Origin of the sequence: Paenibacillus phytohabitans (assembly GCF_013141775.1) — a bacterium.
Classification (GTDB): domain Bacteria; phylum Bacillota; class Bacilli; order Paenibacillales; family Paenibacillaceae; genus Paenibacillus_AQ; species Paenibacillus_AQ phytohabitans.
Map to the genome: position 1 here is coordinate 248877 of NZ_WHOB01000012.1, position 24821 is coordinate 273697.

General features: G+C 50.6%; 19 protein-coding genes. 2 read left to right on the top strand and 17 right to left on the bottom strand.

Going from position 1 to position 24821, the window contains the following annotated elements; genetic code table 11:
- Positions 1–19: 19 nt before the first annotated feature.
- The gene (locus GC101_RS01420) at positions 20–3109 is read right to left on the bottom strand and encodes a family 43 glycosylhydrolase (protein ID WP_171715814.1); all 3090 of its coding nucleotides are present in this window, start codon (positions 3107–3109) and stop codon (positions 20–22) included.
- A 225-nt stretch (positions 3110–3334) separates the two neighbouring features.
- Here GC101_RS01420 and GC101_RS01425 point away from each other — a divergent pair, with 225 nt between their 5' ends.
- Positions 3335–3553, top strand: a complete 219-nt coding sequence (locus GC101_RS01425; protein ID WP_171715815.1) for a hypothetical protein — start codon at positions 3335–3337, stop codon at positions 3551–3553.
- Between the two features lie 451 nt (positions 3554–4004).
- On the opposite strand, the gene GC101_RS01430 is transcribed toward GC101_RS01425, so the two are convergent.
- The 14 genes from GC101_RS01430 to GC101_RS01495 form a co-directional block, all read right to left on the bottom strand.
- Positions 4005–5855 (bottom strand): sensor histidine kinase, encoded by a 1851-nt coding sequence (locus GC101_RS01430; protein WP_171715816.1) that lies wholly within the window; start codon positions 5853–5855, stop codon positions 4005–4007.
- A gap of 20 nt (positions 5856–5875) precedes the next feature.
- Positions 5876–7318 (bottom strand): response regulator, encoded by a 1443-nt coding sequence (locus GC101_RS01435; RefSeq protein ID WP_171715817.1) that lies wholly within the window; start codon positions 7316–7318, stop codon positions 5876–5878.
- A gap of 118 nt (positions 7319–7436) precedes the next feature.
- Complete coding sequence (locus GC101_RS01440; protein ID WP_171715818.1) at positions 7437–9044, bottom strand: extracellular solute-binding protein; 1608 nt, start codon at positions 9042–9044, stop codon at positions 7437–7439.
- A 118-nt stretch (positions 9045–9162) separates the two neighbouring features.
- Positions 9163–10059, bottom strand: coding sequence for a carbohydrate ABC transporter permease (locus GC101_RS01445; RefSeq protein WP_246354110.1), 897 nt, complete (start codon positions 10057–10059; stop codon positions 9163–9165).
- Positions 10053–11003 (bottom strand): ABC transporter permease, encoded by a 951-nt coding sequence (locus tag GC101_RS01450; RefSeq protein ID WP_171715819.1) that lies wholly within the window; start codon positions 11001–11003, stop codon positions 10053–10055. The genes GC101_RS01445 and GC101_RS01450 overlap by 7 nt, the downstream gene beginning before the upstream one ends.
- 197 nt (positions 11004–11200) lie before the next feature.
- On the bottom strand, positions 11201–11935 hold the full coding sequence (locus GC101_RS01455; protein WP_171715820.1) for a glutamine amidotransferase: 735 nt from the start codon (positions 11933–11935) through the stop codon (positions 11201–11203).
- 65 nt (positions 11936–12000) lie between these two features.
- Positions 12001–13314 (bottom strand): M20 family metallopeptidase, encoded by a 1314-nt coding sequence (locus tag GC101_RS01460; RefSeq protein WP_246354112.1) that lies wholly within the window; start codon positions 13312–13314, stop codon positions 12001–12003.
- Between the two features lie 70 nt (positions 13315–13384).
- Positions 13385–13894, bottom strand: coding sequence for an ureidoglycolate lyase (locus GC101_RS01465; RefSeq protein ID WP_171715821.1), 510 nt, complete (start codon positions 13892–13894; stop codon positions 13385–13387).
- Between the two features lie 26 nt (positions 13895–13920).
- A complete protein-coding gene (locus tag GC101_RS01470) occupies positions 13921–14958 on the bottom strand; it encodes an autoinducer 2 ABC transporter substrate-binding protein (protein WP_171715822.1) in 1038 nt (345 codons plus the stop codon).
- A 5-nt stretch (positions 14959–14963) separates the two neighbouring features.
- Complete coding sequence (locus GC101_RS01475; protein WP_171715823.1) at positions 14964–15908, bottom strand: ABC transporter permease; 945 nt, start codon at positions 15906–15908, stop codon at positions 14964–14966.
- Entirely contained in the window at positions 15905–16867 is a 963-nt protein-coding gene (locus GC101_RS01480; RefSeq protein WP_042213995.1) for an ABC transporter permease, read from the bottom strand. Before GC101_RS01480 ends, GC101_RS01475 begins: the two co-directional genes overlap by 4 nt.
- Positions 16864–18375 (bottom strand): sugar ABC transporter ATP-binding protein, encoded by a 1512-nt coding sequence (locus GC101_RS01485; protein WP_171715824.1) that lies wholly within the window; start codon positions 18373–18375, stop codon positions 16864–16866. Before GC101_RS01485 ends, GC101_RS01480 begins: the two co-directional genes overlap by 4 nt.
- 151 nt (positions 18376–18526) lie before the next feature.
- Positions 18527–19444: a ribokinase gene (rbsK, locus tag GC101_RS01490; RefSeq protein WP_171715825.1), complete on the bottom strand. Its 918-nt coding sequence runs from the start codon at positions 19442–19444 to the stop codon at positions 18527–18529.
- 21 nt (positions 19445–19465) lie between these two features.
- A complete protein-coding gene (locus GC101_RS01495) occupies positions 19466–20479 on the bottom strand; it encodes a LacI family DNA-binding transcriptional regulator (RefSeq protein ID WP_171715826.1) in 1014 nt (337 codons plus the stop codon).
- Positions 20480–21202: 723 nt separating this feature from the next.
- Between GC101_RS01495 and GC101_RS01500 the strand changes: the two genes are divergently transcribed.
- Positions 21203–22132: a glycosyltransferase 61 family protein gene (locus tag GC101_RS01500; RefSeq protein ID WP_171715827.1), complete on the top strand. Its 930-nt coding sequence runs from the start codon at positions 21203–21205 to the stop codon at positions 22130–22132.
- A 43-nt stretch (positions 22133–22175) separates the two neighbouring features.
- Here GC101_RS01500 and GC101_RS01505 read toward each other — a convergent pair whose 3' ends face one another.
- Both GC101_RS01505 and GC101_RS01510 read right to left on the bottom strand, forming a co-directional pair.
- Positions 22176–22985, bottom strand: coding sequence for an AAA family ATPase (locus tag GC101_RS01505; RefSeq protein ID WP_171715828.1), 810 nt, complete (start codon positions 22983–22985; stop codon positions 22176–22178).
- Positions 22982–24532 carry a right-handed parallel beta-helix repeat-containing protein gene (locus tag GC101_RS01510; protein ID WP_171715829.1) on the bottom strand — a complete coding sequence of 517 codons (1551 nt, stop codon included), beginning with the start codon at positions 24530–24532 and terminating at the stop codon, positions 22982–22984. The genes GC101_RS01505 and GC101_RS01510 overlap by 4 nt, the downstream gene beginning before the upstream one ends.
- Between the last annotated feature and the right edge of the window lie 289 nt (positions 24533–24821).

Consider the following 24821-nt stretch of genomic DNA (forward strand, 5'->3'; position numbering starts at 1 on the left):
CAGCTCACCCCATTATTGGTTAATCTCCGGTAACCCTGACTTTAAAATCGTCGAAGTCGATGGAGGCATTAGCGTAGCCGTCGATGCCGAACAGCTGGCCGGTCAGCTTGCTGCCGCCGGTATGGCGGAAGCTGAAGTCCGTGGCCACCGGAACCGGAGCATCGTTAATATAGACGGTATAAGTCTTGGCATCCCAGTTAGCCACCATTTTGATTTTGTACCATGTGCTCAGACTGAAGTCTTTAACCTTAACCTTAGTAGAGGCTCCATTCTGCACGATGATTTTACCCGTATCAAACGCCGTGACCATGGAATAATTGCTGGTACCGCTGTCGTTTCTCACCATGGCTCCATTGGCGTACTGGAAGCTGCTGTTTAATCTGACGCGGTATTCGATGACGACGCGCTGATTCGTACCGGCCTTGACTTCACCTATATACGGCAGGAACAGATTGACCTTACCCGCTGTAGCTGCAGTTGTCAGCCGCAGGAATTTATTCCCGCCTTCCTCCTGCACAGTGGCGGCAGCACCGCCAGTGAGAGCTTCGCTGACAATGCCGTAAGGGTATTTGCCCGCCGTGTCGCCGGAGAAATCCCGGTAAGCGTTATAGAACACACCATCCTGTGTAGTGTTAAGCGAAGCTAACAGGGCCGCTTCTGCTTCAGCAAGCTTATTAAGCTCCCCGTCAAACTGCATTTTGGTCAAATCCGCGTCCTCGGCCAGTTCCTCCGCGTGATCCACTTCGGCCACGAAGGCGTTATACTTGGATTGACTATAGTTACCTAGCCCGTCGCCCAAAGGATAGGAGAAATTGACCAGCTTGCTGCGAAGCTGATTCACAATCTCATCCAGACCGTAACCCGGAACAACTTCTACGGAAACGGTGGAGAAGAACTCACGTCCGGCCAGCTTCAGGGTAACAGGCACCTGAACGGTGCCAATTGAACTGAAATCAAGTCCTGTCAGCTCCCGGCTGACGACAGCGGCCTGCTTCGGCTCGTTGTTGTAGACAACATCCACAACGCCGGGCAGCGTGGGGCTTACTCCAGAAGGAGTCCTCACTACTGAAGTTACTTGAACCGCATCCGATGCTGCAATTACCTTTAAGCGGAAGGTAACCTGCTTGCCGCTATATGCGGCTGTAATGAGGGCTGTACCCGGTTTAACCGCGTATACTGAACGGGTGACTGGATTAGAATCTATCCGGGCCACTTCGGGATCGCTGCTGGTATACTGGGCATTCTGTGTCACATTCTGTACTTCATAGTTGTTGTAATGTGCTGTTAGCTGAAGGGGTAAGCTGGTCAGCCCGCTGGTCAGAATGGGCTTCAACCCGCTGAAGACTACGGAATGTACAGATCTAGATTCAGCAGCAACATTAACTGTGGCTGTGGCCATTTTCCCGTTGTATGAAGCGGTAATGATGGCATTTCCTGCTCCGGCAGCCTTAATCTGATTCCCGCCGTCAATAACAGCCACCTTCGTATCAGAAGAGCTGAGGACAACTCCCGTGTTAACAGCGGAATAGGTAGTGCCTGTTACCGTATACAGTGGCAAGCTGCGGGTTTCCCCCAAGCCTAGCGTGAACCCGGGAGCTTCAAATAGAAGCTCCGCCGTATCAAGCCGGAATACGTCCATACTGTCGATCTCAGCCACATTGTTCCCTTTCGAGAAACGGAGGAGGTTGTCGCCTTGCTGAAGATAGACTTTCGCCGTGGAGGCTCCCCAGCGGTTATCACCCGAATAGACGATGTTCATAGCGGCTCCGGAACCACCGTTGACCGACAGGATATGGGAGGCATCTCCCGCACCCGGTGAGCCATTGGCATTACGCACAGACAGCACATAAAATCCCGCCTCCGGTGCGTTTACTGTAAACTGGGCATAATCATTGGCGCTGCTGATGTTGGCGACTTTCACCCCGCCGGAAGCGGAGGCTTCCCGACGGACAGCCGGGGAAGATTCACCAGCCGGATCTTGCACCAATAGAGCTGCTTCCGCTTCATACCGCGTCCGCACCGGCTCACCCGAAGGCACTGCAAGCGGACTGTTTGGATTGACGGGTTCTCCCAGGTTCGGCGTATGGTCTTCATTCCAGGTGAACTTCTGCGCACGGACATTGCGGGTCCAGCCTGAGCCCGGCCAGCGGGCGGTATGGTAGATAATCCAGTCCTCTGTACCGTCTGGAGAGGTGACGATACTGTGGTGGCCCGGGCCGTACACGCCATTCGCACTGGTGAAGACCGGCTGCTCGCGCTTAATCCAGGAGCCCGGATTAAGCGGATCATCACTGAGTTTGGCGGTAATCAGCCCGAGGCAGTAGCTGTCTGTCCAGCTTCCGTTGGCAGAATAGATCAGATTAATGGTGTCGCCCTTTATAGTGATCTGCGGGCCTTCATTGATTCTGCCCGGGGACGTCTCCCAATCATGTTCAGGCGTAGATATCAGTACCCGCTGCGAGCTTATGGTCCGCGGATCGCTCATCCGGGCGATGTATAGATTCTGGAAGCTTCCGTCCGTATCCTCCCAGCCGGACCAGATGAAATAGTGTTGCTCACCCACCGTCAGCACCGTGCCGTCGATCGCCCAGCGGTCGGTGGGATCGGTGATTTTACCTTTGAACTCCCAGGTTCCGCTCAGCGGATCTGCACTGGCGTTCTCCAGCACGTACATACGGTGGTTGGCGTTGGTTCCGTTGTCGGCCGCGAAGTAGATATACCATTTGTACGCTCCGTCCGTATCTTTGAGATAGTGCATTTCCGGCGCCCACACATTGGAGCTATACTGGGTCCCCTTAACCGGTGTCCAGGCCAGGCTCCGTTCACCTGCTTCAATGCCGGTGATGGTCTTCGCCCTGCGGATCATGATCCCGCTGGCATTGACGAATACGTTGTAATAATAGCCGTCCGTATGCTGGTATACCCAGGGATCGGCTCCCGTCTGCATAATAACATTGTAGAAATCGGACACGTTATTCCCTCCTTGTACAGCGGCCGGCCCCGGTGAAGCTGGCGTTGACTCTTCCGCAGCAGCCACCCCGCCCCATTGTGGCAGCATCAGCAGCAGTGCGAGACACAGCAGCAGCACTCTGGATTTTTTGCCAGGCATGTGCAGCCCTCCTTCGATAGATAAAAACGCTTTCATTTTTTTCATCTCCCTCTTGTTTAGATTTTTCGGGTTAGCGTCCTCATTCTACCTTCTGGAGAACTTTTAAAAAATGTACTATCTTAAATGGTTTTTGTAACCGTTTTAGAAAAAGTGCCTTCACTGTGGCAGGAAACCATAAAATCAACCGGAGGGTGAATCTGAGGTTATATAAGAGGCACTTAAGTATTGAACTTGAAGCTTCGTCGTCACTGCGGTGAACATTTGGACTTCCGGCCGCTGTTGTCACCAGATTTCTTGATAAATACGGCTCTTCGCGGTGGAAATCCGGTGACTGCTGCTGCTTCCGATGCTAGCTTTCCTGCGGAAAGCTTTCAGGCGGTCGCTACCGCTCCTACAGTTCCAAATTTCCCCTCCGTTTCTTTTGCTTTTTGTTTATTTCTTTAGTGCCTCTTATATGGAATAAATGATTAGTTGGATAAACGTATCTTAATTTGGACGGTTTGCAGCATCTGAGAGAATTAGTTGGAAAAACGTCATTTAATTCCAGAGATTTCCTCTACTCTGCTCGATTTGCCGCCTATTAAGTGCTATTTTTCCAACTGTTCCCTGTGAAGGACACCTCTGTTCATGAGCAAGTGTAGTTAATCCAACTATTTCCGGCGACGACAGGCGCTGCCACATCCTTGTCCATACTGTTGCCAGCTTCTGAAGCTATGCAATCCAAAAAGACACCTCCCGATTTAAGGAAGTGTCCTGGTTGCACATTCGATTAGCCTATCTGCCCTTCCCGGTAAAGATCTGTCTGATGTCCTCCAGGGGGAACCTTGGGAATCCAGTCGGATCTTACGAATTACGGACGGGATTATTCTGTCCGCAGGATCGGCGTCGTCATAGCTCACATTCCCTCAGATTGTCTAAACTCTTCAATCGTATCGCGGTCGTACGCCAGCTGCGGAATCTTCACGGTCACTGTGGTTCCATGCCCGAACCGGCTTTCTATAGTGATCCCGTAACCTTCTCCGAACAGCAGCCGGAGCCTGTTATGAATATTGGTGATCCCAATACCTTGTACCGGTTGTCCGTCTGATGCCCGCGCCGGGGAATCCGTGTCCAGCTTGGCCTGGAGGGCGGCTAGTACTTCCGGTTCCATTCCCTTCCCTGTATCTGTAACACAGAAGCACACATCTCCATTCGCATCGATGCTTCCTGTAACAAGAAGCCGTCCACCTTCGTCCATCCGCTCCAGTCCGTGGTAGACGGAATTCTCCACTATAGGCTGGAGGATCATCTTGGGCGTCTTCATAGATAGCAGCCTGTCCTCCACATCAAGCTCCATGGAGAATTTATTCTCGTAGCGGATTAAGATAATCTTCATATAGGCCTGAATACAGTCCACTTCTTCCCGGATCTGTACAAGATTATCCTTCTTGATGCTGTACCGGAAGATTTTAGACATGCAGAATGTAATTTGCGCAATCTCCCTGCTTCCGTATTCCAATCCGATGCTGCTGATACAATTAAGCGTATTATAGAGGAAGTGAGGATTAATCTGGCTCTGCAGGGCAGAGAATTCCGCCTGCTTCTGGCTCAGCTCGGATTCATAGAGTCTGGCCTGGGTACCAAACATGTCTCTGGCCATTTCCTCCATTTCATCCATCATCCGGTTAATGTCACGGGCCAGCAAGCCCACCTCATTGGTGAACCGGACTTTAATACGGAAGCCCATGTCCCGTCTCCCCACCCTCTTCATATCCATCACAAGTCCCATCAGCGGGCGCATCAGATTGTTCATGAAGAAGCTGCCGGTTAAGAGCATGGTTAGAATAATGCCAATGCCGACGATAATACTAACCTTCCGCATCGGGGCCATGTCCGCAGTCAGTTCACGCACCGGAATCATACTAACAACCCGCCATCCGTCAGCCTCCTCCAGACCCTTGACCTGAACGAGAATCTCCTCCCCGTCGATGGTTTCTTTTACACCATTAAGCAGGATATCCTTATCCATAGACAGCACATCCCTGAACAAGGTACCGCGGGCATTAGAATTCGTGGAGGCGATTACTTCGTCCCGGTTATTCAGTATGTACAAGGTGGAATTGGCTGTTAATTCTGTATTTTCCACCAGCCCCTGCAGCTTGTCCATATTGACCATCACGGTGCAGTAACCTGTAATCTGGGAGAAATAGACTCCCCCAATATTCTCCACAATCGGCGCGATATAGAAGAACTGTTCCGTACCTGTCCGTTCGTCTTTCAGAATCGTGGTGAACATCCCCTGCTCCCGCAGCACAGGGTCATCCTTATATTTCTGAATAAAAGTATCATAGGGGTTGATGAAAAAAATATCGCCGCTTGCCGAGTCCAGACTGTGCAGCCGCCTTCCCTTGATGTCGTTAATGATGATGCCGTTCACATAGGAATTGAAGGATCTCATGTATTCCATAAGATCCAGTGCATACGGACCGCTGTCGAACGCTCTTTTGTAGTCATCAACCTCCACGGAGAATTCCTGAATTAGCTTGCTGTTGACTGCAATTCCGGTGCTGACCCGGATATCATTGAACACCGTATCAATCTTGTGGCGGGTCTGTTCAATCATCTGGTTGCCGTAAGTGGCAGCCCGCTTCTGGGTTAAATTAGAGAAGCTATGGAAGAAATAGATCTCCATGACGGTAAATATAACGATCGAGAAAAAAAAGATAAGCCATATCTGATGTTTTAATTTCACTTTACTGGTCTTCATGGCTTACCGCTCCGATCCGATTAGCTTTTTCTGAATTTGGTGGGCGTCATCCCGCAATGCTTCTTGAACACTTTATTGAAATAATAATAATCCACATACCCCGACTTAACGGCAATTTGCTCAATGGACAGGTCCGTATGCTTCAGCAGCTCCCGGGCTTTCCTGATCCTCAGCTCTGCCACATATTCGGAGAAGGTTCTGCCCAGATTGTTCTTGAACAACTGGCAGCAATACACCTGATTAATGAAGAACTGGACAGACAAATCCTTCAGATACAACTTCTGCTCAAAGTTCCGGTCGATATAGGCGACCATCCGGTTGAAGCAGGATAGGATATCCCCTTCCTGCAAGGAACGGCTGCTGCCATGCCGGATGACCGTAAGGACGTCATGCAAGAAGCTGCACAGAGACGCAAAGTCTTCGAACCGTTCCTTGATCTCGGAATAATTGAGGAATTCCAGCTCCATGTCCCTCAGTTCCTCAGCATACGTGTTTATAAGCATCCCGACAGCCTGATTCCATAAGTAGACCACCTCACCCATGCCCAGAAGATGGTTCCTGAAGTATTTCTGCAGTCCTGTAATGTACACATCCATATCGTCAAGCGAATTCCCGTGAATGATGGTATAGAGTCCATCAATACAAGGTTTCATGAGATGAAGCTTCGGCTCATAGTGAACGGCTGCTGAAGTCTGCTCCAGAAAAATATGCGAGGCGGACAGGTCAGCTTCTTTGATAAGTTTGCTCACCTGCTGAAGCTGGCTGCTGATGCTGCTGATGCCCACACTTTGGATTCCCGTCTCTGTCAGCACCCCTTCATACGGGGTCCACTCCAAGCTGCTCAGATGCTCAGCCATCTGCACGACCAGCAGCTTCCGGGACCCGGCTTCAACCTCCACGGCAGTTATGTTCCTGCCCTCCGGAGACAACAGCTTCCTGATACCCTTAATATCACTCCGCAAATAGACCGCAAACACTTGGTAATAGCATACAGCCATGCTGGCCGGAAGCGGCAGGAATCGCCTGATCTCGGTCTCATCCCCCGAGGTCAGCGCATCCAGAAGAAGGTGATTGCGCGTTGCGCTTCTCCGGGAGAAGTGAGCGGCCAGCTTCGCAATGAATGTATCCGCCATATCGACATCCAGAGGCTTCAGGAAATAATCGAGCGCCCCGTGGCGTATCGCTTCCTGGGCGTATTCAAATTCCCCATATCCGCTTACGATGACAAACTCAATGTTCAGCCCTTGAGCTTTGGCCCGCTTCATCAGTTCCAGCCCGGAGATATCCGGCATCCGGATATCCGTAAACACCAAGTCCGGCTGCTGTGTGCGTATGGCCTCCCACGCTTTGTAAGCGCTTGTATATTGTCCTGCAATTTCAAAGCCATACTTCTCCCAGTCGAAGGCGTTCTGTATTCCTCTTATCGCCCACGACTCATCATCTACAATCATGACCTTGTACATGGGTAGCCTCCTGAACCTATGGATTCCTCTGAATAATAGTGAAATTGTCCGGGAATAGCAACCGAAATTCGGATAAACCATGATGAAACTCTCAATGGCTTATCCGAATATGATGAGCTTATTTTTTGGCGGCTTGGCTCTCTCTGTAATTCTTCACATTCTCCTCTTGAACAGCTTTCCCGCCGGCGTCCATATATTCTTTCACCAGCTTCTCGTACAGGGCGTCGAACTCTGAAGGCTTGGCAACGATCACCCTGTCAATCATTTGCTTGTTCATGTCGCCCAGCGTTTTGCCGTACTTGATATTGGCTTCGTTCGGTATGCCATAGTTGTAGCTGCTATAGCCGTCCGTTGTATTGATTGCATAGGAGTCAATCGCCAGCTTCTCATAACTCTTGTCCCCAGCTGCCAGCGCTGCCGCATAGGTTCTGACATTCTTTTCGGTATCGCCCAGCTCAGCGCCGTTTACAATCATCGTATAATCCATATTCAAATTGCTCATTTGCATTTTCTCGCCGGTCTGTGCAATCCCGTGAGGGATGCCGTCTACCATCTTGTGGTTAACGCCCTCATCACCGAACTGCAGGAAGAACATCACTTCCGGATCAGCCATCCAGTTCAGATATTTAATCGCCAGCTCCGCGTTCTTGCTGCTCTTGGGAATGAAGGAGAATATACCATTCTCATTATATACCTCTTTGAGGTATTTGCCTTCGTCATTCTTGAAGGTATCAATCGGAACATAGTTGGCCTCCGGTGAATTTTGCATCAGCGGAACACGGATTTTTTGTGTCATCGGATAATCCCAGTTGGCGGCATAGAAGCCTACCTTGCCGTTGGTTACATCAGCATCCGCCTGCTTGGTTGTTTTGTCCAGGGCAAAATCGGGGCTGATCAGCTTCTCATTGTACAGCTTGTTCAGCCATTGGTAAGCCTCCTTGTTACCGGGCTTCAGCCAGTTAGTCGTGGTGATGAATTCCTCCTCCGGCATGGTCTTCCAGAACGATTGCACCAGGTTGCCGAAGGTGTAGTTCATCCCGGCAGCCGCTGTAGCCCAAGGGATGACGCCGTCAACATTACCGGGGTTCTTGTCACGGAAGGCTACCAGCGTCTCATACAATTCGTCCCGGTTCGTCGGAACCGGCAGGCCCAGCTTATCCAGCCAATCCTTGCGGATGAACATTCCGTTCCAGGCCAGCAGGGTCCGCTTGCCCGGGATGGAGACCTGTTTGCCGTCATATTTTCCGTAGGAGAGCACCTTGTCACCCAGGTACGACTTCAATTGCTGGCCGTGCTGTTCCAGCAATTCGTCCAGCGTATAGAGTCCCTTGCTTTTGGCGAAGCGGGTGACCAGGGTCCCGTCGTAGGTGAAGGAAATATCAGGAGCCTGGTTCGCGGCCATTAACACATTCAGCTTGTCGACTTCCTGGGAGCGGGGGACAGGAACAAATTCTACAATGGCGTTATTGGGCTTGCCGAATTTCTCATTAACGTATTGGGTCCATTTGTTGTTGTTCAAATCCGGCTGTCCCTGAACCCCGCGGTCGAACACTTCTACCGTCAAGGTTACCGGAGCACCGGAAGGGGCGCCAGATGCAGTCGTTGATGCCTCTGACGATGATGTCTCCCCGCTCTTGTTGTCATTGCCTCCACAGCCTGCCGCAACACTGGCCAGAAGAGCTGTACTACACAGAACTGCTGCTATTTTCTTCATGTCCGTCTTCACTATAAACCACCCTTTCATGCCCCTGTTTATTGAAATCGTTCATGCTGTAAACCCTTAGCTTTACATTTATCATTCAACTGTCCTGGAATCCCCTCCTTTGATCTAATATGTTGTTCTATCAGCCCTTGATCGCCCCTGTCATCACACCGTCTACGAAATACTTCTGCAGTTTGGGATAGATCAATAGAATCGGAACGGTTGTAAACATCACGCTCGCTGCTTTCAGGGATTCAGGCACAATGAAAGAGCCTATACTTCCTTCTCCCCCCTGCTGGCTATCCAGCTGCTGATTGGCCGAAATGATCTGGTACAGCTTGAGCTGCATAGGGTACAGCTCCTTCTTCGTAATATAGAACAAGGCATCCTGGAAGCCATTCCACCGGTCCACAGCATAGAAAAGGCTTAATGTGGCAATGGAAGGCAGCGAGAGCGGAAGCACAATCCGGATGAGAATGCCCAGATCCGAACACCCGTCAATGGACGCTGATTCCTCCAGACTCTCAGGAAGCGAGGTGAAGAACGTTTTCAGTATGATCAGGTTGAAGACACTCATGGCGCCCGGCAGAATCAGACTCCATACCGTGTTCATCATACCGAGGTTTTTAACCAGAATATAGGAAGGAATCAGTCCGCCGCTGAAATACATCGTGAAGACGAGGGCTGACAGAATGAAATTTCTTCCCCACAGCCGCTTCTTCGTTAACGGATATGCCGCGCAAATGGTCAGGAACATACACACGACGGTGAAGAAAATGGTAAGCACAATACTATATCCCAGCGTGTACAGCATATCCATATCGCTCAAGATCGTTTTGTACGTTTCTGTAGTGAAGCCAACCGGCCACAACCCTACCTTCTGGGCTACAATCGCTTCGTTAGAGCTTAGCGAAAGCGCAATCATATATAAGAACGGAACAATACATGTGAAGGACAAGGCCACAATGAATACTATAATCGCAACATCGGCTACACTCATTTTTTTCCCTGGACGCACGTTCTTCATCAGCTTCACCATATTCCATCCTCACCTAATTTCTTCGCGATATAGTTGGCGCCTATGAGCAGGGTCAGACCGACCACGGATTGGAATAAGCCTACCGCTGTTGCCTGGGAGAAGTCTCCCGAGCTGATGCCGACTCTATACACGAAGGTACTGATTACATCGGAATATTCACTGACCAGTGAATTCCCCATCACGAAGGGGCGGTCGAACCCGATGGACACCATCCGCCCAATCTGAAGGATCAGCAGAATGTTGATCGTCGGCTTAATGCCGGGCAGAGTAATATGCCACATTTTGCGGAGCCTGCTGCACCCGTCCATATCGGAGGCCTCATACAATTCCTTATTGATCCCGGTGATCGCCGCCAGATAGATGATCGTCCCCCAGCCGATATTCTGCCAGACACCAACGAAGATGTAGGTGATCAGCCAGGGGACTTTCTGCGACAGAAACTCAATCTTCTCTAGTCCGAGGGCAGCTATGAAGTGATTGACCATCCCGCTGTTCGAGAACATCAGGTATACAATCCCCCCAATGATCACCCAGGACATAAAGTGCGGCAGATACAGGACCGTCTGGGTTAATTTCTTGAATCTGGCCTGCCTTACTTCATTCAGAAGAATGGCCAGCAGAATCGGTGCCGGAAATCCCGCGATCAGATCCAGAACATTCAGCACCAACGTATTCTTCAGTGCACGATAGAAGCTGTCCTGCTGGAAAATAAACCGGAACACATCGAGTCCAACCCACTCGCTCCCCCTTATTCCTGCGAAGATGTTGTAATCCTGGAATGCCATAATCAAGCCATAGATGGGAGCATATTTAAAAATGGCAATGTACGACAGAGGCACCAGCAACAGGGCATACAGGATGGCATCTCTTTTTATTCTGAACCAAAAATTATTTCTCTTGTTTATTCCGACATGATTTCGCTGATTGTATAAAACCGCTTTCATTTCTCTCATCCCTCCGGCTGTATTAAGGAGCTCTCATGTCCTTCATTATAGCTTCCGGGGCAAATAAGAAAATGTACTCCCTTAAATGAATTTGGTAATAACTTAAAAGGCTAAAAGTAATATAAAAAAACAGCATCCTCCGGTTACGGAAGACGCTGTTCTTGCTGTACATTGAATTCTCTCGTCAAAATCTGATTTCAACCCTGCTTCAACGACTTGACAAGGTTAGCCCAGAACGCTGAATAGTGCTCCCATTCCATAAATTCTGTGGAGCCCCAGTGCGGCGAGCAGTCGCTGGCAAAGGCAGCGGTTCTGCCTTTGCCGTACGTGCCAACGGTAAGAATGGCATCGCCGTTATGGCTCAGCAGCTCTTCAGCATCCGGCTTGGCCGCCAGCTTGTTGTATCCCAGCAGCTTCGGCCATTCGCCGTAGTCTGCAAGCGGATGTTCTTTGGCGATTACAGGAGAGAATCCGGACGGCATTTCCACCCGGTCGTCACCGCTCTGCATAATAACCGGCAGCACCTCAGCCAGAACCGTATTCGTGTAGTTCGCCTTACCCTCAATCCCCATAAATGTCAGGTAACCGCCGACCATCAGCAACCCGCCGCCTTCTTCTACATACTGCTTAATATTGTCCAGAGCGTTTGGTATGATCTGCATCTGATAGAAGGTCGGGTTCTGCAGCAGGAATGTGTTCGCTCCTACATCGCTGATCACGATGGCATCATACGCTTTAAGTTCTTCCAGTGACTGGGGGAATCGGACTTGTACTTCATGTGCGGGCATATAGGTTACCTCAATACCTTCTTTGCGCAGACAGGACAGCAGGTATGTTGCCCCTTCTTCATACTTGGTGGATGTAAAGCTGTCATACCCCTTGGTATGAATCATATGCACTACCCATGATTCTCCAACAAACAAAATCTTCATATTATGATGGCACCTCCATATTCCTCATATTATCAATAAGGCCTGAACGCCTGTAAATTGCATACTTAAGCCTTCTCTGTTCCGCACCAGTCGATAATCGTCTTGGCCATCATTTTGACAGCCTGGACTACTTCATGAACGGGGGTGAATTCGTCGCTGTGATGAGCCAGGCTGGGATCACCGGGCCCGAAGTTAATTGTCGGAATGCCTACATTAACCGGCCAGCCCATATCGGTGTGGAAGCCGAGCCCTTCAATCGTGCCTGTCTCGCCAATCGCCTGCAGCGACTGGACACAGGTCTGCACGAACGGATGGGCTACATCCGTTTCCGCACAGTCCGCGTCGACCATCCACTCGATTTCCGGCAGATGCTCACTCAGCCATGGATCCTGCAGGGCAGCCTGGCGCAGGAAGTCCGTCAATTCCCGTTTCACATTCCCTCCAACCAGCTTCTCGTCGCGCTCGGACGGCAGGTATTGTGCATTAAAGACAATCTCTGCCTCATTTGCAAAGGAGGTCGGATATTCACCTGCATTAAGCTGGGCCACATGCACCTGGCACGGAATCGATAAATAAGGATGAGTCTTGCTTACTGCCCACTCTTCATTCAGCCGGTCGAACGCATCCAGGATATAGCGCGCTTTCTTGATGGCGTCCACTGCACCGCCGTCTTTCCAGTCTGCCTGCGGCATTTCGATATGGCCGCTGCGGCCCTGAATCCTGATTTTGCCCCACAGAATTCCTCTGCACAGCGGAGCAATCGTCAGCGAGGTCGGTTCCGTCAAGATGCAGGCATCGGCCCGGTAGCCATGATGGATGAAATCAAGTGCGCCCATGCCGCCCGCTTCTTCGTCTACTACAGTTCCTACAACGACTGGTCCCTTAAGCTTCAATCCGCTGCGGAGAACAGCCTCGACTGCCATAATCATTGCGGCAACGCCGCCCTTCATATCTACAGTACCGCGCCCATACATTTTGCCGTCAATGATGGTGCCTTCGAACGGATCAACCGTCCATTTCGAGCCGGCCATAACAACATCGATATGACCGAACAACAACAATGACTTACCCGGTGTTCCTTTTCCAAACGTAGCTGCCAGATTCGGTCTGCCGGTGAAATCACGTCCCGGGTAATAACCCGCCATTCCTTCATACTGCTTCAGCTCATCCGCATCCGGCTCCCACATCTCGGTCTCTGCACCAAGGCTCTCCAGCTTACGGGAGATAAATTCCTGAACCTCCTTCTCCCTGGATGGCCCCGGTTCATCGAAGAACCAAGGGTTGACGCTGGGAATTTGGATCAGCTGCTGTAAAAATTCAAGAATTTCCTCCTGATGATCCTCAATCCATTCCATGACCTGCTGTTCCTGATTCATCATCTCTGCTCCTTCTTGGCCGTCTTCACCGGGAAGGTTCCCGGCGGAACGGCGTCAGCTGTAGTCTTAACGTTTATGCAAACCGGATGGTGTCACCGCCGATGAAATCCACCCACGGATTGACCATCTCATCTCCGAATTTGTCCTTCTTCTTCTCGATGGCGAAGAGATAACGGGCATCTTCGGACACCGGATAGGCCGGGCTGTGCCAGACTCCGCGGCCGATGACAATCGCTTGTCCCGGCTTAATGCGGAAGCATTTCACCGCCCTAGGATCAGGCTGCTCCTCCGGGTCGTCGATGTCGTTGCAGCAGGCAACAGGCTGAATAATCTCCCGGTCGAAGGTGAGCAGCAGCTCTTCACGGCTTACATGCCGCTCCATCGCAGTAACCTCGAACGCGCGCTGCTGTGTTTCAACCAGGCCGAAGCCGATGGGCTCCGACACGTCCAGCATCTGAATATAACTCCAGCAGTTCCAGCCGTCACCTGTCTTGGACGGCTCATCTGCGGGCAGATCAATAACTTTGCCATACGGGGCAAACGCGGTGCCCGTCAAATCTTCAATAATGACTTTGTGCTCCATTTAAGCCGCCTCCATTCCCGCTTTGACTAGAAGTCAAAGCTGTCCACATTCTCACTGGTGACTTCAAGCGTGCCGATGAATACGTTCTGTCCGTCCACTTTGACAGCGCCCACGGTCGGGATTTCCATCCCGTCCTTAATTTCATTGCCCTGGGCCAGCTGATCCAGAATATAAACGGTAGTATAGGCAAGCTTGGCCGGGTCCCAGATAATATCTGTTTTGATCGTGCCGTTAGAGATATAGTTCTTCACAACACTTGGAACAGCAATGCCTGTAATGGCGATCTGCCCCTGCTCAATGGTGCCCGCCTTCACCGCCTGTTCAACGACCTCAGCTGCTGCCGGCGGTTCACCGCCCGCGAACCCGATAATCCCGCTGAGATCCGGATAGGTCTGGATTAAGTTCTGCGCATTGGCATAGGCCTTCTGCTGGTCATCGTCGCTGGATACCGTTGTTACCAGTTCGATGTCAGGATAGTTAGCTGCGAAATAGGCTTTGGCCGCATCAGATTTGGCAATCTGATTCTGGGAGCCGAGACCTGCCACCATGAAGGCAACCTGCCCTTTGCCGCCCATCTCTTCCCCGATTGTCTTAGCCAGCAGTTCTCCGACCTCTTCGTCCGTGGCCGGGGCAACATAATATTGACGGTCGGTATCCGGCGCATCGCTGTCCCAGGTGACGATCTTCACATCCTGGTCAGCCGCTTTCTTGAAGACAGGCCCCACCGCCTTGGCATCATTCGGAGATACCCCGATTCCGCTTACCTTGCGGGTCAGCATGTCCTGAATCATGTTAATCTGTTTGGACGAATCCGCCTCGGTTGGTGCATTGAATACAACCTCAACCCCCATATCCTCAGCCGCCTGCTTGGCCCCTTTCTCCGCAGCAGCCCAGTAAGCGGGCCCGATCGATTTCGGGTTGATGAAGTAGGTTCTAGTGCCGGAAGCCGCAGCCCCATTGTTGCCCTGGGACCCGGTATCCGCTTGAGAATTCCCCGCATTTCCACAAGCAGTCAAGCTCAAAGCAAGTACGCCAGTCAGTAACGCTAATGTCATTTTTTTCATAGGGTTCACTCTCCACTAATTTTTTTATTTCCTACCGCAAGCAGCAGCAGGGCTCCTAAAATGACTGCCTGATACAGCACCGAAACGCCCAGCAAATTCAGACCGTTACGCAAGAACACAATAATCAGCAGACCGACGAATGTGCCGGTAAGACTTCCCCTCCCTCCAAAAATATGAGTGCCGCCTATCAGAGTAGCTGTGATGACATCCAGCTCTATATTGGTACCCGATGTCGCTTCGGCGCTTGCCAGCCGTGATACCAGGAATACACCCGCCAGTGCAGAGAATAACCCGCTGAGCATAAAGAGTGCAAAACGGATACGGACTACCGGAATACCGGAATAGCGTACAACCTCTTCGTTATTGCCGATTCCGTAAATATAGGTGCCGTACTTCGTTTTCTTCATAACAAAGCTGGCAATCAGGAACAACACGACCAGCACAATTGCATTAAATGGAATGCCGGCAATGTAATGCTGTCCAAGGAAGTAGAAGGAATCGGGATAGCCGCTGATCGGTCTGCCTTCATTGATGACATAGACCAGACCCCGGAGCATAACCAGCATCCCGATGGTGACGACAATTGCCTGCATCCTATGCCTTGCAATAAGATAACCGTTAACGGCTCCGCACATCAGACCCGCCAGCAGGCCGAATATGACGCATATCCAGATGTTGAAGCCGCGCTCAAAGGCAACTCCCATCGTGACAGCAGAGAAAGCAAGAATCGACCCGACCGACAGATCCATCGCACCGGATATAATGATCAGCGTCATCGGTATGGCGATAAGCCCGACCTCCACCATCTGGTTCAGCACATTCATAAAGTTGGTGACAGATAAGAAATAGGGGGAAAGGAAGTTGAACAGGATTAGAATGAACAGCAGCAGGGATAGCTGAACGAGCAGCGTATTCGATTTGAGCGGCAGACGGCTTGTCCAGGCTTTCATACCAGATCCCCTTCTTTCCCTTTATTTTGTCGAGCCCGCTGCAGCGTATTGATAACGATAGCCAGGATGATCAGGAACCCGGTCGTTGCATCTACCCAGAACGGAGATACCTTCGCAATAATCAGGCCATTCTTGACGATGCCCATGAAGAGTACGCCGAGCATCGTTCCGCCGATGGTGCCTACGCCACCAAAGATGCTGCCTCCGCCAATCAGCACAGCGGCCATGACTTCGAAGGATAGGCTGTTGCCTGCGGTCGATGCCTGAACACTCCCTACCTTGGCTGCAAAGATAACGGAGGCGATTCCGACCAGCATTCCGGTTAACACATATACTTTGAACTTGGTACCGGCCACATTAATGCCCGCCAGCTTGGCTGCGGAGCTGTTGCCTCCGACGGAATATATTCTTCTTCCTCCACGGGTGTATTTCAGCAAATAGATAAATACGGCGATCAGCAGCAGGGCTATAATCAGCGGAAACGAAATCCCCAGCACTATCCCTTGACCGAAAAAGCGGAAGCTGTCCGGGAAATTGTTCATCCACGTTCCGCCGCTTATCCCAACAGCGACTCCCCGGAAAATATACATGGTAGCCAAAGTGACAATAATGTCGGGGATTTTCCTTACAGCGATAAAATATCCGTTCACCATTCCGCAAAGCACACCGATAACTACACCAAGCAGGGCTGCTATTATGGGGGGGACACCTTTACTTAGAAACAGCCCGACTGAAGTTGCCGTCACAGCCAGGACAGAGCCTACAGATAAATCCATGCCTCCCAGCAGAATGACCATGGTCATTCCGATGGCCACAATAAACATGGTCGTATTCTGATCCAGAATAAGCTTGAGATTATTAATGGCGAAGAAGTCCGGTGTAATGATGGAGAAAAGCACGATGACTAGGACCGTGAATATCATGATAGGTGCTTCATGTATATTAGAAATGCGTTTCATAAGGCGCCTCCCTTCCCGCGCGGATGTGATGCCCGCTGCAGCAGCTGCTCCTGATCCGCTTCGCCATGGGCAAATTCATGCACAATATCCCCCTGGTACATCACCAGCACCCGGTCACTGAGTCCGATAACCTCCGGCATTTCGGAAGAAATAAGCAGGATGCTTAACCCTTCACGGGCGAGCTCGTGAATAATGCTGTATATTTCCGCTTTGGCACCCACATCTACGCCCCGCGTCGGTTCTTCAAGAATGAGAATGTCCGGATGGGCTGCAAGCCATTTGCCGATCACAACCTTCTGCTGATTGCCTCCGCTTAAGAAATCCACGGTCTGGCTATCATCCGGCGCCTTGATCCGCAGCTTCCCCATATACTCCGCGCTCACATGCTGAATGGCATTGCGGTCCAGAACCAGTCCTTTGGACAGCTCAGGCAGCATGGCGAAGGATATATTTTGCCTGATCGACATCGGCTTAATGATGCCTTGGCGGTGCCGGTCAGGGGGGACATAGGCCAGTTTTTTAGCTTTGGCATCACTGGGACTTGTAATTTTAACGGGTCGTCCATTAATTTCGATCTCCCCGGTTCCCCGCTTCAATCCGAATAGACGCTCGGCAACCGTATGCGAGCCTGACCCCGGAATACCGAACAGTCCCACAATCTCTCCTTTTCTCAGCTCGAACGATATCTTGTGGCTGGCATCCAAGGACAGCTCTTGTACCTTCAGCACTACCTCTTTCCCGTGCGGCTGCTTGCGGACAGGATACAGCTGCTGGACCTCTTTACCCACCATCATCTGAATTAAGCTCTGTTCCGTGACTTCCCCGATAGGCTGAGTAGCAACTTTGCGGCCGTCTCTTAGAACGGTGACTTTATCTGCGATTTCAAAGATCTCCTTCATCCGGTGGGAGACATACACGATGGCTACACCCTGCGAACGCAGCCGGCGGATGACTTCGAACATCTTCTTCACTTCATTCTCGGGTAATGCCGCCGACGGCTCGTCCATAATCAGCACATCTGCCTTGAAGGACAGCGCCTTGGCAATCTCAACCACCTGCTGGCTATGCACACCGAGATGCCGCACCTCTTCACGGACATCAATGTCCCCGCCTCCGATGGAATCGACCAGTGCCTGGGCTTCTTCAACCATTCTGGACCACTTGATCCGGCCGAACCGTCCCGCCATTTCCGGCCGGTCGATGAATATATTCTCCGCTGCGGACAGATTCGTAAACAGGTTGAACTCCTGATGGATGATGGATACGCCTTGGCGCTGGGCATCCAGCGGGCTGCCGAAGACAGCTTCCGCGCCTTTTAACCTGACGGTTCCCCCAGTTGGCGGATATACACCGGAGAGAATTTTCATCAGCGTCGATTTACCGGCACCGTTCTCACCCATAAGTGCGTGGACTTCGCCTGGATACAGCTCGAAACCGACATCTGCCAAAGCTTTTACACCCGGGAATTCCTTACTGATTCCCTCCATGGTCAATACTGGACGAGTCATGCTAAGACCCCCTTTTTCTTTCGATACTGAAACATGGTTTTATAGATCCTTTAACAATTAGAAGCGTTAATTCACGAAAGCATCCGGGTACGTAGAACCCTTTTTCACGAAGAAAATCTATATTCCTACGGTAAATTACAGATATCTTCGACTAGGAGCCGGCCTGTTCAAGAAAAGCATAAACCTGTTCTTTGGCAGGAATAGAGCTTTGAGCTCCGGTAGCGGAGACGGTTAACGCAGCAGCAGCAGCTGCATATTGCAGACTGTCTGCCAATTCGTTGTCCCCGTAGTAGGCGGCAACGAATGCTCCGATAAATGTATCCCCTGCGGCTGTTGTATCCACGGCTTCAACCGGATAGGCGGGGATCTCAAGGATCTTCCCGTCACCATCCATGTATACAGCCCCTTGGCTGCCCAGTGTAATAATCAATTGCGGAATTCCATCCTGCAATAACAACCGGCCCGCGCTGCATGCCTCCTTGAAGCTTACAATCTGCATCCCGCTCAGTACCTCCGCTTCGGTTTCGTTCATAATCAGTAAGCGGATTCCTCTGAGCTGGTCACGGTCAAATCCGGTTACCGGAGCCGGGTTCATGCATACGGGGACGCCTGCAGCTTCAGCCCTATCGATTATCCTGCGATTCACGGAGCCGGGAATTTCATTCTGCAGGAGGATCACATCATAGGGGGACAGATCCAGAGCTTCCAGATCGTCTCCGCCATAACTATAGTTAGCTCCCGGCGACAGGATAATATTGTTCTCCCCTGAGGAATCCGTGGTAATGAGTGCGATTCCGGTCGTTTCCGGCCTGCGGGCAATGGCTGTGATATCGATCCCCTCATCTTCAAGCTTCCGGCATATCTCTATGCCGAAGGCGTCGGAGCCTACTCCTCCCGCCATTGCTACCTTGGCCCCGGATCTCGCTGCGGCACAGGCTTGATTGCCTCCTTTCCCTCCTGCATGAAAGCCAGTCCCCATACCATGTAACGTTTCACCGGGAACAGGAAGCCGATCTACCCGGGTCACAATATCCATATTCATGCTGCCTACGACAAGAATGTTGGCCATACCTCTTCCTCCCGTGCTACTCTACTTTAGCTTTTTAACGGAACCCCGCTTGATCAGCTCCACATCCAGTATCACTTTTTTTAGCTTGGACGCCCCGTTTGTCGGCATCTTGATCTTCTGAATAAGCATTTCCGTCGCGTGCAGCCCCATCTCTCTCATCGGCCTGCCCACAACAGTCACTTGGGGCTGGACAAACTGGGCGAGTTCGTTCTCGTCAAAACCAATTAAAGAAATATCTTCACCAATCCGCAGATTCAAATCCCGGATGGCTTTAATAACCCCTGTACAGATCACATTATTGGTAGCAAAAATTGCTGTCGGCGGCCGTTCAGCCTGCATAAGCTCTATCGTAAACCTGTATCCGTCTTCCTCAAGCCACCGGCCTTGCTTATGATAATTGGAATCTGGAGTGATGCCTTTCTCATGCAGAGCCTGATGATAACCCCAATATCTGTCTTTGCCGTCATTGAAGTCATGCGCTCCGTCGATAATTGCGATACGTTCATGGCCATAGTCCACAAAATGCCTGACCGCCTCATAAGCCCCGCGGAAATTATCAATCAGAACACCGTCATGCCCGCAATCGTTGATAAACCGGTCCACCAGGATGGTAGGCTTGCGGATGTTGCGATAGAATCCGGCCTCTTTGTGCGTACCGATAAGAATAATGCCATCAACATTGCGTCCCAGAAAACCTTCGAAGAACTCTTCCTCCTCCGCCTCATCGTTATATGTAGAAACAACGAGTGTGGAGAAGCCCTCTTTCTTGGCTGCTTCCACGGTTCCGCCAATGACTGCCGTATAGAACGGATTCTGGATTTCCGGGACGACCACTGCAATCATATGGGTCTTCTTGTTGACCATGGACGCAGCCATCGTATTCGGAACGAAATTAAGCTCTTCGATCATCTTCAGGATTTTTTTGCGGGTTGCATCACTTACACGATCCCGGCCATTCATTACTCTTGAGACAGTGGCCACCGAGACGCCCGCAAGTCTGGCCACATCTTTGATGGTAAGTTCTTTATCCGCCATAATTTTCCTTTCTGTCATAACGTTTACGCAAGAATTAAACCTTTATATCAACGTTATAATCAGTGAGTTTATATTTATTTGCAAAAACGTTTTCGCAATTTCTAGGTTCATTTTAGTACAGGAATTCATAGATTACAATAGGAAATACTTAAAATTTTAAAATAAAAACGCTTACAAATGTCATTTATAACATGAATGCGTTAGGTATGTGATTAAAAATTTCTTTATAATGGAAATAATCTCTTTTTGGTGTTATTTAATATGACATATTCGGGTTTTGCAGCCTTCGATTTTGAATGGATGGGTTTGAGCGGATTTTGTGGAATTTAAATTTCAAGCGGGTGAAGTTGGGAACCACATATTTGTAAAAACGTTTACGCAAATATCCCCCCCACATTTCTTAGGGAATGTCCGCCTTTTTTTTCCTGTCTTCGCGCCCGTTAAGCTAGGCCCGCATAAAATAACTTCATGAGATTAAAGGGAATGGCGGGATGATCAGTGGAAGAAATCTGCGGAAACGAGAAGCCGGCAGGCACAAGCCTGAGAGAGTCCGGGTTCTACCGGGATGTGTGGGAATGGGCAGCTTCCGCTCCATCTGGAGCCGGGGAAAGGGTTGTACCTTTTGAATTTGGAGGAGCCGCTGAATACAGGGCCCCCAACACACTTGAACAGGAAGTTCACCCTTACCTGCAACCCTATACCCTTCAACCCGGAGGCGGATATGTGGCATGTATTCCGAGCGGGCGTGTGTGGGGACGATCTGGATCTATCCTGACATCAGACAGCAAACTGATTTTCGACCTGTCCCCCGAATACGATGGACAACTACACAGAATGCTAACGCCGGAAGAACATCCGGCTTTGCAGCGGCGGAAGGCCCGGGAGCTTCAGGAGGTCCCTGGAACGGCTGCTGCATTGACTTTTTGCGGGAGTCATAACTATTTTCACTGGTTATATGATGTGCTGCCGCGGCTGGGGATGCTCAGGACTCTAAATATATCTTTTCAAACCCTCATCATGAATCCGAATCCTTATGGGGCTTTCGTGGAAGAGACCTTAGCTATGTTTGACGTACCGGAATCGTCCGTAATTCACGCCGCCGATGACCGGGAAATTCAGGCCGAGCGGCTGGTAGTTCCTTCCCTGATGATGAATTCCCATTATCCGCCTTGGACCACTGCTACCCTCCAGAGGTTTATGCTGCCCGGAAGCGGCACAACACCCCAATCACCAAGCCGTATTTTCATTTCCCGGGGCCAAGCTTCTGCCCGCCGGTTCATTAACGAGAATGAAGTCATCCGGTATTTGGAGGCGTACGGATTTGTTCCTATTTGTCTGGAGGATTGGACCGTGGCCCAGCAGGTTCAGCTCTTTGCTTGTGCCAAAGCGATAGTATCGCCGCATGGTGCCGGACTGGCCAATCTTGCTTTCTGCATGAAGGGAACCGTTGTTATCGAAATTTTTCATCTCCGGCATGTAGTGCCTACTTACTGGATGATCAGCAACCACAACAAACTTGACTACTACATGATGTACGGACAAGATGAGGGTACGGCACATGACCGTTTTCCGGGACTTGCAGACTTCACGGTGGATTTGGACCGGCTGGAGCAAACACTCGGTATGGCAGGACTGAACAAGCAAGGCGCATGAGCAGCCGTTCAGGTGAAGCAGACCGTCATTACAAATTCCACTCTCATTCAAACAACTGCTTATGCTTATTGAAAAACTGATAAAAGAATTGGACATTGTCCAGCTCAAACCATTCTGCTGTCTGAAGCGGTTTTGCATCGAGATTGTATATTTTTGCCTGTAGTGTGCCTAGAACATAGGGTGAATGAGTAGCAATGATGAATTGGCTGTCCAAATAACGCGCCAGCTCATTGATTTGCTCGGCCATTTTTATCTGATTGGCTGGAGACAGTGATGTTTCCGGCTCGTCCAGTAAGTACAATTGCCCGGGCAGCAGATGCTCCTCGAAAAATTGCATGGATGTTTCGCCATTCGAGTATTTCTCTTGTGAGAACTGAATGTCGTCCAGCTTCTTCTTAAACGCATAGGTTGCTTCATATTCTGCTGCCTGTTCTTTGCTCATTCCTTTGTTCATCTGCTCATATAACAGTCCCTCACGCAGGACGGAGGCTTGTTGGATCTTCTTGACCTCATATAAAATATCCTCTGATTTCAGATACCGGCTTCCTTCTGGGAGCCGCCTGATTGCACGCTCTTGCTCATCCTGCCCGAGCTGATAGCTGCTTCTCTCCATAAACCGCTGAGCATAAATACTATGCCCATAGCTGGTCATTCTTTCGGCTCCCGGAATCTCCAGCTTGCCCGAAATTACATTAAGTAACGTGGATTTGCCGCTGCCGTTATTGCCATAGAGCACCGTGATCCGGTCAAACAACAGCACCTCTCCGGCGATATGCTTAAAAACATGGTCAGGGTAGATGTTGGGATTGCGCTCGATTTCATCAGACAGCTTAAAGCTCCGCAAATAAATCATGGCTGTGCTCCTTCCTCTGTTGCTCCGCCATCGGCTCCCGGAGAACCCGGCTCCAGCCGGAAATCATCACGGGCGGCATCTTTGAACAGTGGCTCGGCAAATCGTGAGCCGGAATCGTTCCCTGTGCCGCGCTGGTAAGCGGTGAAGCCGGTGTAGGGTTTCTTTTTCCAGACCCAGTACGCCTCATCTGCTCCAGCCTCAGCGTAATAAAGATTACCATCCACCGTGTTATTCCGGTTGCTCGTGTATTCGTTGCTGATGAAGACGCTGGAATCTCCAGCTACAATAATATTCTTACTAATCGTATTGCCGCTTAAGTTCGCTTGCAGATACAATTGTCCATTGCCGTCGCCCAAGAGGTCATTCTTGTACAGCGTATTGGATACAACCGTACTATCGCTGGTGCCACCGCGCGCTCCGTCATAACCGCCCATTGCAATGCCGGTCAGGCGATTGCGGTAGATCAGGTTGTCTTGTACCGTGATGCTGCTGGTTAGCCGTCCCTTATGCTCGGAAGCAAGCTCAATCCCAATGTCATTGTCGTATACGCGATTCTCCGCGACAAGAATTGACCTGCCCCCGTCGATGTATATTCCGCCCGCTGCATTGCTGCCGTTCGGCACAGAAGCGCCGTATGACGGATTAGTATTGGATGAAATCCCGTAGACTACATTACCTCGTACCGCTCCGTTCCTAGCCTGATCTACCGCCATGTCCCCGGCCGTGCCTTCAAAGCCGATCAGGTCAATCCCGATGTTGTCATTGTCATGAATGATATTGTTCGTAATCGCAAAAGCATCCACATTGCCATTCACAGCCAGCGCTTCACTGGAACCGAGGACCAAATCATACACTTCATTGCCGTCAATGGTCAGGCCAACCAGGGCTGCGTCTGTTTCAGTACCGTACACCGCTATCCCGTGGGCATCTCTGCCGGAAAGCTCGTCCCCCTCAGGAATGGCGGTATTGGCGATGGAATGAATGCGGTTATTCAGTAACGAGATGTCCTTCCCTGAGCCGTGAATATAGATGCCTGCAGGCACCTCACCTCTGGTTGACGTCTTATAATTGCGAATTTCCAGTTCCCTAATGGTTACATAGCCCGCCTGACCGATCTCGATAAGTCCCTCCAGCCCGTTAACCGGCAGACCTGCCCCGTCAAGGACTGCTGTCTCATTGGGATAACCGGCGAACACGATAGGTCCCGCCGCCGCTGAGCCTCCTCTTGAGATGCGCAGCTTCTGATGATACACGCCTCCGCGAATATAGACGTAACTCCCCGGACCGGCATGATCGGCAGCATACTGAAGCGTCTTCCAGGGCGAATCTATTGTTCCCGGGTTAGTGTTATCTCCAACTATAGATACGTAGTAGGTATTAGCGGCATCCTCCGGATCTGTATTTACAGTTGGCGAAGCTGGTGAGATGGGCGGAATGGAAGAGATTGGGGAGGTTGTATCCGGCAGCGGTGGATTCTGGCTGCCGGAACATCCCCAGATCATAAGCAAACAAAGTAAAATGGCGGATCGCCGGAAGTTTCTGAGCATATTCGCCGTCCTCTCAACTACACTTCTATATAATTGCGGTAATTCATTCCATTGATTATCATAATTGATAACCCTAATCAAGACAAACCAAGAGAGTCGTATTCTATAAAAAGGGCTATATAGCAAAAAAACAGACCCGGATAGGATCTGTGTGCGTATAATTCGAGAGACATCTGCATAGATCGCATGTAGAGGTAGACATAAATGTTGTACGTTTTACAACTTTGATTCGTAAACAGCAGGGTATTCGTAAGGATTGTTGTATGAAATACAAGAATAATCCGTCTAC

Excerpts from the sequence above, each read along its gene's own strand:
- GC101_RS01420 (WP_171715814.1), bottom strand. The coding sequence starts at position 3,109 with ATGCCTGGCAAAAAATCCAGAGTGCTGCTGCTGTGTCTCGCACTGCTG.
- GC101_RS01430 (WP_171715816.1), bottom strand. The coding sequence starts at position 5,855 with ATGAAGACCAGTAAAGTGAAATTAAAACATCAGATATGGCTTATCTTT.
- GC101_RS01435 (WP_171715817.1), bottom strand. The coding sequence starts at position 7,318 with ATGTACAAGGTCATGATTGTAGATGATGAGTCGTGGGCGATAAGAGGA.
- GC101_RS01445 (WP_246354110.1), bottom strand. The coding sequence starts at position 10,059 with ATGGTGAAGCTGATGAAGAACGTGCGTCCAGGGAAAAAAATGAGTGTA.
- GC101_RS01450 (WP_171715819.1), bottom strand. The coding sequence starts at position 11,003 with ATGAAAGCGGTTTTATACAATCAGCGAAATCATGTCGGAATAAACAAG.
- GC101_RS01455 (WP_171715820.1), bottom strand. The coding sequence starts at position 11,935 with ATGAAGATTTTGTTTGTTGGAGAATCATGGGTAGTGCATATGATTCAT.
- GC101_RS01460 (WP_246354112.1), bottom strand. The coding sequence starts at position 13,314 with ATGATGAATCAGGAACAGCAGGTCATGGAATGGATTGAGGATCATCAG.
- GC101_RS01465 (WP_171715821.1), bottom strand. The coding sequence starts at position 13,894 with ATGGAGCACAAAGTCATTATTGAAGATTTGACGGGCACCGCGTTTGCC.
- GC101_RS01470 (WP_171715822.1), bottom strand. The coding sequence starts at position 14,958 with ATGAAAAAAATGACATTAGCGTTACTGACTGGCGTACTTGCTTTGAGC.
- GC101_RS01475 (WP_171715823.1), bottom strand. The coding sequence starts at position 15,908 with ATGAAAGCCTGGACAAGCCGTCTGCCGCTCAAATCGAATACGCTGCTC.
- GC101_RS01480 (WP_042213995.1), bottom strand. The coding sequence starts at position 16,867 with ATGAAACGCATTTCTAATATACATGAAGCACCTATCATGATATTCACG.
- GC101_RS01485 (WP_171715824.1), bottom strand. The coding sequence starts at position 18,375 with ATGACTCGTCCAGTATTGACCATGGAGGGAATCAGTAAGGAATTCCCG.
- rbsK (WP_171715825.1), bottom strand. The coding sequence starts at position 19,444 with ATGGCCAACATTCTTGTCGTAGGCAGCATGAATATGGATATTGTGACC.
- GC101_RS01495 (WP_171715826.1), bottom strand. The coding sequence starts at position 20,479 with ATGGCGGATAAAGAACTTACCATCAAAGATGTGGCCAGACTTGCGGGC.
- GC101_RS01505 (WP_171715828.1), bottom strand. The coding sequence starts at position 22,985 with ATGATTTATTTGCGGAGCTTTAAGCTGTCTGATGAAATCGAGCGCAAT.
- GC101_RS01510 (WP_171715829.1), bottom strand. The coding sequence starts at position 24,532 with ATGCTCAGAAACTTCCGGCGATCCGCCATTTTACTTTGTTTGCTTATG.